The following is a 12,066-nucleotide window of genomic DNA, read 5'->3' on the forward strand; positions in this document are numbered from 1 at the left end:
CGTCTTGACAGAGGCGCCCGGTCGGGTAGGGTCACCCGCATCGACAAGACGAGACGGTCCGTCTCGCGAGGAGAGGGGTGCCCATGGAAGCCGCAGCGGCCGCCGTACCGAAGGTCTGGTTCATCACCGGGGCCAGCCGCGGCCTCGGCCGTGCCTTCACCGAGGCCGCGCTCGCGGCCGGCGACCGGGTCGTCGGCGCGGCCCGGGACGTCTCGCCGCTCGACGGCCTCGCCGCCCGGCACCCCGACCGCCTGCTGACGTTGCGACTCGACGTCACGGACCGCGCCGAGGTCTTCGACGTCGTCGCCCGCGCGGTACGGCACTTCGGCCGGCTCGACGTCGTCGTGAACAACGCCGGCGCGCTCCTCATGGGCATGGTGGAGGAGTTCACCGAGGCCGAGGCGCGCGCCCAGCTGGACCTCAACTTCTTCGGCGCGCTCTGGGTCAGCCAGGCCGTCCTGCCGCACCTGCGCGCCCAGTGCGGCGGACACGTCGTGCAGATCTCCAGCATCGGCGCGCTCGGCGGCTTCCCCAGCACGGGGCTCTACAGCGCGAGCAAGTTCGCGCTGGAGGGCATGAGCGAGGCGCTGGCCGCCGAGGCCGCCCGGTTCGGCGTCAAGGTCACCATCGTCCAGCCGGGCGGCTACTGGACCGACCTCTACGCCAGCAGCACCGCCGCCACCCCGAACCCCGCCTACGACCCGCTGCGGGAGGAGCTGGCGCGGCAGTGGGCGCAGGGGTCGGTCGACAGCGAACCCCGGCTGGCCGGCGAGGCGCTGATGAAGCTCGTCGCCAGCGACGACCCGCCGCTGCGGCTGCTGCTGGGCAGCATGGTCTACGACCTCGCCTTCGACATCTCGAGGCGACGCATGGACGTCTGGGCCGGCTGGGAAGAGGTGAGCCGCGCCGCCGAGAAGGCGGTCCCGGCCCCGGGCGCCGGGCCGACCTGATCCGACCGTGACGATCGCCACGCGGGTGGAACTCTTCCGTAACGGAAGAGTAGGGTCCGTTGGGCCGCCGCGCCGCGCGACTCCGTGCGCGGCGACCGGGCGACGACGCCCGGACGACGTCGGCGGCCGTGAGTCCGTACGCGATGCGAGCCTGACCGACCCCGCCCGACCCGGTGGGCGCGGTGCGTGCCTGTCGACGTGCCCCGCCCGAGTGGAAACGGCTGTATGTCCTCCATGCTCTCCGCGGTCTCCCGCCCGCGCCTGCCCCGTCCGTCCTGGCTGTCGCCGAAGGTGTTCCGCACCGAGGTCCTCGCCGGCCTGGTCGTCGCCCTGGCGTTGATCCCGGAGGCGATCTCCTTCTCGATCCTGGCCGGGGTCGATCCCCGGGTGGGCCTCTTCGCCTCGTTCACGATGGCGGTGACCATCGCGATCTGCGGCGGTCGACCGGCGATGATCTCCGCAGCCACCGGCGCGGTCGCCCTGGTCGTGGCGCCCCTCGCCAAGGAGTACGGCCTCGACCACCTGATCGCCGCGGTGATCCTCGGCGGCGCGATCCAGATCCTGCTGGCCGCGCTCGGGGTGGCGAAGCTGATGCGGTTCATCCCGCGCAGCGTGATGGTCGGCTTCGTCAACGCCCTGGCCATCCTGATCTTCGCCGCCCAGGTGCCGCACCTGCTCGGAGTGCCGTGGCTGGTGTACCCGCTCGTGGCGGTCGCGCTGGCGATCATGGTGGGGCTGCCCCGGCTCACCCGGGCCGTCCCGGCGCCGCTGGTCGCCATCGTGGTGCTGACCGTGGTCACGGTCGCCACCCACGCGGCGGTGCCGACCGTTGGCGACGAGGGGGCGTTGCCGGACAGCCTGCCCACGCTCGGCCTGCCGCAGATCCCCTGGACCATGGACACGCTGACCCTGATCGCCCCGTACGCCCTGGGCATCGCACTGGTCGGCCTGATGGAGTCGCTGATGACCGCGAAGCTGGTCGACGACATCACCGACACCCCCTCCAGCAAGACCCGTGAGTCGTGGGGGCAGGGCGTGGCGAACATCGTCACCGGGTTCTTCGGTGGCATGGGCGGCTGCGCGATGATCGGCCAGACGATGATCAACGTGAAGGCGTCGGGCGCCCGTACGCGGCTGTCCACGTTCCTGGCCGGCGTCTTCCTGCTGATCCTGGTGGTGGCGCTCGGCGACGTGGTGGCCGTGATCCCGATGGCCGCACTGGTAGCCGTGATGGTCATCGTGGCGGTGTCGACGTTCGACTGGCACTCGGTCGCCCCGGCCACGCTCAGGCGGATGCCGTACGGCGAGACGATCGTCATGGTGACCACCGTCGTCACCACCCTGGCCACCCACAACCTCGCCGTCGGCGTCGTCGTCGGCGTGCTCACCGCGATGGTCGTGTTCGCCCGCCGGGTCGCCCACCTGGTGGAGGTGACCAGCGTCCTCGACCCCGAGGGGACGAGCCGGATCTACTCGGTGCACGGCGAGCTGTTCTTCGCCTCCAGCAACGACCTGGTCGGCCAGTTCGACTACGCGAACGACCCCGACAGCGTGGTCATCGACATGACGCACGCCCACGTCTGGGACGCCTCCTCCGTCGCCGCCCTGGACGCCGTCACGACCAGGTACGCCGCGCGCGGCAAGACCGTGGAGATCGTCGAGCTGAACCGTCCGAGCGCCCACATCCACGGCACCCTCGCCGGCCGGCTCGGCGTCGGGCACTGATGGCCCCCGACAACCGTACGGCCGGGTCGCAGCCCGTCCCCGACCCGGTCGCGGCGCCCGCCCCCGATCCGGTCGTGGCGCCGGCGCCGGCCCCCGACCCGGTCGTGGCGCCGGCGTCCGCCCCCGGCGAAGGGCGGCTGATGCAGATCGGCGAGGCCGCCGAGCGGGTCGGGCTGAGCGTCCGCACGATCCGGCACTACGAGGACGTCGGCCTGATCGTCCCGTCGGCCCGCAGCGACGGCGGCTTCCGCCTCTACACGGCACCCGACCTCGACCGGCTCGCCGTGGTCAAGCGGATGAAGCCGCTCGGCTTCACCCTCGACGAGATGCGCGACCTGCTCGCCGTCCTCGACGCCCTCGACACGGCCGAGGGCGCCGACCGGGCCGCCCTGCTCGACCGGCTCGGCACGTTCCACACCGCCGCCACCGCACGCGTCGGCGCGCTGCGCGGCCAGCTCGCCATGGCCGAGGACTTCGCCGGCACGCTCCGCGACCGGCTCGACCAGCACGGCGGCCCGCCCACCTGACCGGGCCAGCGCGCCGCCTCATATCGCGGGCCTGGCCCGGCCCCGGCGCCCCGACCGTGTCGGACCGCTCCGCTAGCCTGCGGCGGCGGTCGACACCGAGGAATCCAACACCGCAACGAGGTGGCCTCCCCGGTCTGCGCGGGGGTGGCTCGGGCAGCGATCCGGGCCCAACCGGCGTCCGGGCTTCGTCGAGGGCCGAGGTGGCCTGTCAGCGTCGACCGCGCACGACGTGGGGGCGGGTCGGGCGGCGAGCCGGTTCGCCCCTACGTCGCTGCTCACGGATTGAGCAGGACCTTGACTGCCCGACGCTCGTCCATGGCCCGGTAGCCCTCGGCGGCCTGATCGAGGGCGAGGCTGAGGTCGAAGACCCTGCCGGGGTCGATCTCCCGCTTGAGGATCAGGTCGATCAGCTCGGGCAGGAAACGACGCACCGGGGCGGGGCCGCCGTGCAGGTGCACGTGGGAGAAGAACAGCTCCTCGCCCGGCAGTTCGACGCCGTGCGCCACGCCGACGTAGCCCACGTGCCCTCCGGCACGGGTGGAGCGGATGGCCTGCATCATCGACTCCTGGGTGCCGACCGCCTCGATGACCGAGTGCGCGCCGAGGCCGTCGGTGAGGTCCTTGATCCGCGCCACGCCCTCGTCGCCGCGCTCGGTGACGATGTCGGTCGCGCCGTAGTGGGCCGCCAGCTTCTGGCGGGGCTCGTGCCGGCTGACCGCGATGATGCGTTCGGCGCCGAGCTGCTTCGCCGCCAGCACGGCGAGCAGCCCCACCGCACCGTCGCCGACGACCGCCACGGTCTTGCCCGGCCCCACCTCGGCGGCCACCGCGCCGAACCAGCCCGTGCCGAGCACGTCGGAGGCGGCGAGCAGGTCCGGGACCAGGTCGGCGGAGGGAAGGTCGGGCGTGGCGACCAGGGTGCCGTCGGCCAGCGGTACGCGCAGGTACTCGGCCTGGGCGCCGAGCCCGCCCACCGGCTCCCGGTGCAGGCACGAGGACTGGTAGCCCGCGCGGCAGACGGGGCAGGTGTTGTCGGAGGCGAAGAAGGAGCCGACGACGAACTGGCCCGGCTTGATCTCCTTGACCTCGCCGCCGACCTCCTGGACGACGCCGACGTACTCGTGGCCCATCGGGGACGGCCCGTCGACCGCCTCGATGCCGCGGTACGGCCACAGGTCAGAGCCGCAGACGCAGGTGGCGGACACGCGGATGACCGCGTCGGTCGGCAGGAGGATCCGCGGATCCTCACGCTCCTCCACCCGTACGTCGCGAGGGGCGTGCAGGACGACACCACGCATCAGGTTCTTCCTCTCGTCTCGACCCGGCCACACCGCGACCTGGCCGCTCACCCCTACGCGTACCCGGACAGGCGTGGAAGTACCGCCCTCAGGGCTGCCCGGCGAAGCCCGTCGGGGCGTCGACGCGGGAAGGCCAGGGTGCTGCGGTGGATGGCGATCGTCGTACGCTGCCGACTTCGCTGTCCGAAGCCCGTGAGGTCGGCTTCGACGACAGGGACGGCGCCGGTGTCGGCTCTTCGAGCCGTATCGGATTCCGCTTTCCGCGGACCACGTCGAGCCGGTGCAATGCGCGCCGGGTCGGCGTTCGGGCCGGTCGCGGGACCACCGGCAGGTGATCAACGGGATACTGTGCAAGCTGCTGACCGGGGCGCCGTGACGGGACCTGCCCGAATGCGTCCTTGCCTCTCACGGGAACGGGGTCACGGTGACGAAAAGCGACTACGACAGATTTTCGGACGCCTATTCGACGGAGAACGAGTCCAACCTGTTCAACGCGTACTACGAGCGACCTGAGATGCTCCGTCTCGCCGGCGACGTACGAGGTCGCCGGATCCTCGACGCGGGGTGCGGTTCCGGCCCGTTGTCAGCTGCGCTACGCGCCAAGGGAGCCGTGGTCACCGGCTTCGACGTGAGTGCGGCCATGGTCGACCTGGCCCGCCAGAGGCTGGGCGAGGACGCCGACCTGCACGTGGCGGACCTGAGCGCGCCACTGCCGTTCGCGGACGCCGAGTTCGACGACGTCGTCGCATCCCTGGTCCTGCACTACCTGGAGGACTGGTCCGGTCCCCTCGCCGAGCTGCGTCGCGTGCTGAAGCCGGGCGGCCGCCTGATCCTCTCGGTCATCCACCCCGCCGTCTATGCGATCGCCTATCCGAAGGCCGACTACTTCGCGCTGACGAAGTACTCCGAGGACTACGTCATGGACGGTCAGACTGTGTGGCTGACCTACTGGCACCGGCCGCTGCACGCCATCGCAGATGCTTTCGCCGCTGCGGGGTTCCGCATCGCGACGATCAGCGAGCCGCCCCCTTCTCCGGACACTCCTGCGGAACTGCTCCCACCCGACATGAACTCCGGGTCCTTCATGTGTTTCCTCTTCTTCGTCCTCGAGTCCGCCTAGGGCGCGTTTTCGTAGGTGGGTGTTGGCCGGGTGAGGTCTCGGCGTGGCGGTGATCGAGAACTGAAGAGGCCTCCGGTGGCTGGGTTGGCGACCAAGCAGACCTGAATACCACGAGCCTCGTGGCCAGCTGGCTGATGAGCTGCGCGGCCGACAGAGGTGACCTGCTCGACTTGTCCGCCAGAGTCCGCAGGCGTCCGTCTTCGCTCACTCGGTCACCACCCGGCCATCGGACTCGTCGGGACGGCCGACGCTCCTGGTTCCAGCCCAGTCGAAGGTTCCCAGCTGCGGCACTACGAACAACACCCTGGTCCACAAGTACCGCGATCGCTCGCCGTACGGTCGCTCGCGCGAGGCCGTACTCCTGCACCAACTGAGACTCGGACGGGATCGCCCGGTTGGGCTGCCAGTCGCCACGCTCGGTCCGGGCGGCGAGGATGCCGGCCAGTTGCCGGTACGGCGGCAGCGGGCCCCGTGGTCAATGCGGGCCCCCCGGGTCGATCTTTATAGCTCGACGGTAGAAGTCCTCCGATGACCGCCCTCAGCCTTCTACGTACCTAGACGTATGAGGAGCGGCTTCCGTGTTACGGTCCGGCACCCGGCGGACACCGCCACAGCGGCGCTCTTGACCTGACCCGGGACCGGCAGCCGAGTCGGCTCCTGGCCGATCGTCCCGCAGCCGGCCAGGGCAGGCCAGGCCGTGATGTCGACGACCAGGTGCCCCTGCGGCCGTTGGCCAACTTGGTGGCCGGTCGGCCACCGCCTCTGCGGACACGGCGGCGGGACGAGCCAGACCCCAGCGGCGTTCGGTGTTCACGGCGACGACGCCGGGTTGGCGGGGGTCGTCGTGACTGAGCATGTCGCCGGTTTTTCCACCGAACGCCGCTGGTGGCTGGCTGTCCTGAGGCTTAACGTCGGCTAGCAGTTGGTGGTGGTGTCTCCTGTGTCAGCAGTGCAGGTGTCGGTGCCGAGGTTGCCGTTCGCGGTGTCACCGCCGGTGCCGTCCTGGATGTTGATGTTGTCGTTGCCGAGGCCGCCAGACATGCTGTCGGTGCCGTCGGTGTCGACGAGAATGTCGTTGCCGTTCTGGCCGTCGAGGTCGTCGTTGCCGGGTCCGCCGTAGATGTGGTCGGAGCCGTTGTCGAACAGGTGCAGCAGTGACCCGAGGAGGGTCTCGCCGTAGTTGGTGTCGTTGCCGGGTCCGCCGTAGAGGTGGTCGGCCCCGTTGCCGCCGCCCATCACGTCATCACCCGTGCCGCCGTGGAGCACGTCGTCGGCGTTGCCGCCGTCCATGATGTCGATGCCCGTGCCGCCGTAGAGGACGTCGTCGCCGTTGCCGCCGTTGATGGTGTCGTTCCCACCCAGGCCGCAGATCACGTCGGCCCCGTTGGTGCCGGTGAGGGTGTCGTTGCCGGCGGTGCCGGTGATGGTGCAACCGAGGCCGTTGGTCACGATGGTGGATTCGACGTCGGTGTTGTTGGCGCTGACCGGGTCAGACTCGGTGGCCGACACCATGGAGGTGGCGGTGATGGTGCCGGCGGCCTGCGGCTCGACGGTGACGGTGACGGTGGCGGTGGCCGCGGTGGCGAGCCCGCCCAGGGCGCAGGATACGGTCGGGGCGGTGACCGTGCAGGAGCCCTGCGAGGCAGAAGCCGACACGATGCCGGCGGAGGTCCCGGACAGGGTGAGCGCCGTGGTGGCGCCGGTGGCGGGGTCCGCGCCGTTGTTGGTGACCGTGGCGGTGTAGCTGTAGGTGCCGCCGAGCGCTGCCGGGTCGGCGGAGTCGGTGACGGCCACGGCCAGGTCGGCTACGGGCGGCGGGGTCTGGACGGTGTAGGTGCCCTGGGCGTTCTGGACGCCGGCCCAGTCGTAGTTGGTGACCGTCCCGGCGGTCATGACCGTTCCGGTGGGTGCTGCCGGGTCCATCAGCAGCCGCACGCCGATGGTGGCGACGCCGGGCCAGAAGAAGCCGGGCAGGGTCCCGGTCTCCGGACAGGTGAGGGTCTTGGCGTCACCGCTGAGCCCGCAGGACAATGCGCCCGGCCCGCCGTTATAGGTGTAGGACGTGCGGGCGAACGTCGTGTTCGCCGGAGCCGTAAAAGCGATCTTGCCGACCGGGTCGTTGGCGTTGGCGTCGAGGGTGAAGGTGACCTCGCCGGATGCCCCGCGTGCGAGGGTCGGCACGGTCGGCTGGGAGATCGTGATCGTCGCCAGTGCCGGGGTGGCGGTGACGACCAGCGCCGCCACGACGAGCGCGGCCGTGGCTCCCGTCTGCCGGAGTCGACGTGACAACCGTCCCTGTGGTCGTGACAGGGTGAGGGATGAGAGGACAAGTCGCAATGTGGCTCCCTTGTGCTGGTGTTAGCCCGACGAGGCGACGTCGGGACCACACGGTGGGAAGCCGCTGCCTCCACCGCCAGGGCGACCGTGTCCCGACCGGCAATGAACGAGACACAGCGTATATCGATCAACTCCACTCAGTAGTCAGTGGAAGTGGCGGATCGGCGACAATGAGCGCAACCTCAAGCACGCCGCTCGCAGCGCTCCGGCGTCGAATAACCGTGGCTCGCCCTCATCGATCCCCGGGCTACGCACCGTCTCTGACCTGCAAGATCAGGTTGAAGAGGGCTCACTGTGGGGCGGATCTGCTCGGCTCTGCCTGTGACGACGGTGACGGGATGGCTCCCCTCAACCACCCTCCACCGCGACCCCTGGTCCACCCTTACCATCCTGGAATTTGAGGCCCCCGCCGGAGGCGCGCTCTGACCTGACGCGCGACTTCTTCGCCACCACGCTGATGAGCAACGGCGTGGAGCCTCAGGAGGTACAGAAGGCGCTGCGCCACGCCAACCTGCGGATCACGTTGGAGACCTACGTTCACTGGATGCCGAAGAAGGGCCGGCCGCGCGGCCTGGTCGGCGGCCTCCTGCGGGACGCGGATAGCACCCGGCGGGAACCTCGCGCGGACCAAGATCGGAGTTGTGTTGTGCCCTGGTTGTGCCCGATGATCTTCGTCCGGCGTTCTCACAGCTCAGGGGCGGTTTGTGGTGGGCCGCCAGGGACTCGAACCCTGAACCTATGGATTAAAAGTCCACAGCTCTGCCATTGAGCTAGCGGCCCGCGCGCTCAGGTTACCGGAAGGCGGCCGGTTGCGACTCTCGGCTTTCGTGCCGCCGGGCGACCGGCAGCTCAGGGGAGCAGCGAGCGTCGCAACCCGCCCACGACGGCACCTGCGGGCGTACGGACGCCAACTGCCCTCGCCGGCCGGGTGCCTCAGGTCGCCGGCACCTTCTGATCTTCACGGGCCGGGGGCCAGTCGTGGTCCGGCGCGCGACCCCGGAGGAGGCCAGCCGGCCTCCGCTGGGACCATACCGGAGGGTTGGCTCTGGTGGTGTCCCTGCCCGTCGTCGAATCGGCTCGCCCGACGCGTCCGCAGGCCGACCAGCGCCATGATCAGCGCTTTTACCAGGGCCGTTGGGTTGGTCGAAGTAGTCTCGGAAGCGGCGCCACGGGAATGTAACAACTTGGGAACAACGCGAGCCTGGTTCTTGTCCGCAGTTTGTTAGCCACCTGTACTAACCGTGTGACGTGCATTGATGAGACGGGAACCACACCGCCGGAGCCGCAGGGCCGCGTGGTGGGGACCCTGCGCGGGGACCGGGTTCCGGCCCGGGTCCGCTCCGGCGAGAAGGTGCTCCCGGAGCAGGCCCGCGTGCACAACCGTGAGTTGCTGCTGCGCATGCTGTACCGGGAAGGGCCGCTCAGCCGGGCGGATCTGGCGCGACGTACCGGGCTGACGAGGGTCTCGGTCTCGGACGTCGTGAGTGATCTCCTCGCGGACGACCTCGTGGTCGAGGTGGGTACGCGGGCGGGGACACGGCCGGGGAAGCCGGCCATGATGCTCGAGTTCAACGAGCACGCCTACCAGGCGGTCGCCGTGGACCTGAGCCACTCGACGCTCTACCGGGGGGCCGTGTTCGACCTCGGCGGCTCGGTGGTGGCTCGGCGGCAGGTCGAGATCGAGGGCAGCACCGGAGCCGAAGCCCTGGCGAAGGTCGTCGGTCTCGTCGGGGCGTTGCGCGAACAGGTGACAGCGCGGCTGCTCGGCATCGGCATCGGCACCCCGGGAATCGTGGACCTCGGTGGCGTCGTCCTCAGCGCACCCAACCTGGGGTGGAAGGACCTCGACCTCCAGTCGGTGCTGACCGAGCGCTTCGTCTGCCCCGTGGTCGTGTCGAACGATGCCAACGCCACCGCGCTCGCCGAGCGCAGTTACGGCGAGAGCGCGGCGGACACCCTTCTCGTGCGGGTCGGTGTCGGCGTGGGGGCGGGTCTGCTGCTGGGCGGCACGCCCGTCCTGGGCAGCAGGTTCGCGGCCGGCGAGATCGGCCACGTGGTCGTGGACACCCGCAGCGAGCGGGCCTGCGTCTGCGGAAAGCTCGGCTGCCTCGAGACCTGGCTGTCGACCCGACGCATCCAGGAAGACCTCTCGGAAGCTCGTACCGACGCGGAGCACACCCGGGTCCTCGCCGCCGCGGGCGAGGCACTCGGTGCCGTGCTGGCCCCGATCGTGGCCGCGATCAACGTCTCGGAGATCGTCCTCAGCGGGCCGCGCCGGGTGCTGGAGGGACCGCTGGCCGACGCGGCGATGGAAACCATCCGACAGCGCGCCCTGACGGAGGTCCACGGCGACATCGTCCTGCGGCTCTCGGAGCTCGGCGACGACATCGTCCTGCGCGGTGCGACCGCCATGGTCATGAGCCAACAACTCGGGATCGCCTGATCCGCTGATCCGATCCCCGTCACCCAGAGCGACGCCGACCGGCGCTGGCTTTGCAGCAGCAATAGAAGGGAACACGGTGCAACTGACACGCAGGCTGACGGCAACGTTTGCCGTAGTCGCTCTCGCCCTCGCCGGTTGTAGCGGTGGCGGGCAGGCGAATGAAGCAGGCTCGTCCCAGCTCGTACTGGGCAACAACGGCGACGTGCTGACCTGGGACCCCGCCGAGATGAAGGAAGGCGCGGTCATCCACTACGCGGAGGCCGTCTACGACCCGCTGCTCCGCAAGACGCCCGAGTCGAAGATCGAGGGCAACCTGGCCACCGGGTACGAGTACAACGCCGACCTCACCGAACTCACCCTGAAGCTGCGGGACGGCGTCACCTTCAGTGATGGCGCCACCTTCGACGCCGATGCGGTGAAGGTCAACCTCGAGGCACGCAAGAAGGGGGCGGGCAGCGCCTCCGAGGCGGCCAGGGCGATCGAACGCGTCGAGGTCGTGGACAAGGCCACGGTGCGCCTGCACCTCAGCGAGCCCAGCCCCGGCCTCCTGGCCGCCCTGGCGACGTATCTGGGATACATGGCGAGCCCCACGGCGCTCAGCTCGGGCGGCATCGCCTCGAACCCGGTGGGCTCCGGGCCCTACACGTACGACTCGGGCGCCTCCGAGAAGGGCGTCAAGTACACGTTCAAGGCACGCGACGGCTATTGGAACCGCGAGGCGTTCCCCTTCGAGAGCGTCGTGATCCGCCCGTACGAGGAGTTCACCGCCCGGTACAACGCGCTCGCCACCGGTCAGATCCAGTTCATGTACGGCACCTCCGACATGGTGCCGAAGGCCAAGACCGACGGGCTCACCGTCAAGACGGTGCCCGGCGAGTGGCAGGGCATCATCCTGCAGGACCGCGCCGGCAAGGCGTCGCAGGCACTCGGCGACGTGCGGGTGCGGCAGGCGATCAACCACGCGCTCGACCGCAAGGCCATCCTCGACACCCACTACGGCGGCTTCGGCCAGGTCTCCACCCAGACCTTCAACCCGTCCAGCGAGGCGTGGGTCCCGGAGCTGAACGCGCGATACCCGTACGACCCGGCGAAGGCACGCGAGCTGCTGGCCTCGGCGGGCTACGGCAGCGGCTTCAAGATCAAGGTTTCGTACAGCGAGGGCTTCATGTCCCCGCTGGTGCCGATCGTCACCCAGTACCTGGGCGACGTGGGCATCACGGTCGAGCAGGTGCCGGTCAACGGCTTCGCCAACGGCGGCCTGGAGACCCTGAAGGGCCAGCCTGCGTTCATGCTCTCGTTCTCCACGAACATCCCGGCGTGGACGGACGTGCTGAACAAGCTCACCCCGACGTCGCTGTGGAACAACTTCAAGTACACCGACGAGACCGTCACCCGGCTGCTCAAGGAGATCCCGGCCGCGCAGGGTGACAAGCAGGCCGCCCTCTACAAGGAGCTGAACACCCACCTCGTCGAGCAGGCCTGGTTCGCGCCGATCGTCACGCAGGAGAACGTCTACCTGTTCAGGTCGGACATCGACGTGACCATGCAGCAGGCGCAGCTCATGCCGAGCCTCCGCTTCTTCGCCCCGGCGAAGTAACCGCCGATCGACCCCGGATGGGTCGGCGACCGAGCCGACCCATCCGGTGGATCACTACAGGTCATCTAG

8 protein-coding genes, 1 tRNA gene and 1 pseudogene are annotated in these 12,066 nt (G+C 69.9%); 6 read left to right on the forward strand and 4 right to left on the reverse strand.

Annotation, left to right across the window (positions count from 1 at the left end):
- Positions 1-83 precede the first annotated feature (83 nt).
- The 3 genes from V6U77_RS03395 (at position 84) to V6U77_RS03405 (ending at position 3,202) form a co-directional block, all read left to right on the forward strand.
- A complete protein-coding gene (locus V6U77_RS03395) occupies positions 84-950 on the forward strand; it encodes an SDR family oxidoreductase (protein ID WP_334604657.1) in 867 nt (288 codons plus the stop codon).
- A 225-nt stretch (positions 951-1,175) separates the two neighbouring features.
- Complete coding sequence (locus tag V6U77_RS03400) at positions 1,176-2,675, forward strand: SulP family inorganic anion transporter (protein WP_334604659.1); 1,500 nt, start codon at positions 1,176-1,178, stop codon at positions 2,673-2,675.
- A gap of 140 nt (positions 2,676-2,815) precedes the next feature.
- Positions 2,816-3,202, forward strand: a complete 387-nt coding sequence (locus V6U77_RS03405; protein WP_334604744.1) for a MerR family transcriptional regulator — start codon at positions 2,816-2,818, stop codon at positions 3,200-3,202.
- A gap of 275 nt (positions 3,203-3,477) precedes the next feature.
- On the opposite strand, the gene V6U77_RS03410 is transcribed toward V6U77_RS03405, so the two are convergent.
- Positions 3,478-4,500 (reverse strand): zinc-dependent alcohol dehydrogenase family protein, encoded by a 1,023-nt coding sequence (locus V6U77_RS03410; RefSeq protein WP_334604660.1) that lies wholly within the window; start codon positions 4,498-4,500, stop codon positions 3,478-3,480.
- A 424-nt stretch (positions 4,501-4,924) separates the two neighbouring features.
- On the opposite strand from V6U77_RS03410, the gene V6U77_RS03415 reads away from it, so the two are divergent.
- Positions 4,925-5,620: a class I SAM-dependent methyltransferase gene (locus V6U77_RS03415; RefSeq protein WP_334604661.1), complete on the forward strand. Its 696-nt coding sequence runs from the start codon at positions 4,925-4,927 to the stop codon at positions 5,618-5,620.
- 204 nt (positions 5,621-5,824) lie between these two features.
- Here V6U77_RS03415 and V6U77_RS03420 read toward each other — a convergent pair.
- From V6U77_RS03420 to V6U77_RS03430, 3 genes and pseudogenes are all read right to left on the reverse strand, one after another.
- A pseudogene (locus V6U77_RS03420) lies at positions 5,825-6,100 on the reverse strand (GntR family transcriptional regulator).
- A 435-nt stretch (positions 6,101-6,535) separates the two neighbouring features.
- Positions 6,536-7,909 (reverse strand): calcium-binding protein, encoded by a 1,374-nt coding sequence (locus V6U77_RS03425; RefSeq protein ID WP_334604662.1) that lies wholly within the window; start codon positions 7,907-7,909, stop codon positions 6,536-6,538.
- A 753-nt stretch (positions 7,910-8,662) separates the two neighbouring features.
- A tRNA-Lys gene (locus tag V6U77_RS03430) sits at positions 8,663-8,737 on the reverse strand.
- Positions 8,738-9,251: 514 nt separating this feature from the next.
- Between V6U77_RS03430 and V6U77_RS03435 the strand changes: the two genes are divergently transcribed.
- The gene (locus V6U77_RS03435) at positions 9,252-10,400 is read left to right on the forward strand and encodes an ROK family transcriptional regulator (protein WP_334604663.1); all 1,149 of its coding nucleotides are present in this window, start codon (positions 9,252-9,254) and stop codon (positions 10,398-10,400) included.
- Between the two features lie 202 nt (positions 10,401-10,602).
- Positions 10,603-11,997, forward strand: coding sequence for an ABC transporter substrate-binding protein (locus tag V6U77_RS03440; protein ID WP_334604665.1), 1,395 nt, complete (start codon positions 10,603-10,605; stop codon positions 11,995-11,997).
- Positions 11,998-12,066: the final 69 nt, after the last annotated feature.

Origin of the sequence: Micromonospora sp. CPCC 205546 (assembly GCF_036902715.1) — a bacterium.
Taxonomy (GTDB): domain Bacteria; phylum Actinomycetota; class Actinomycetes; order Mycobacteriales; family Micromonosporaceae; genus Micromonospora.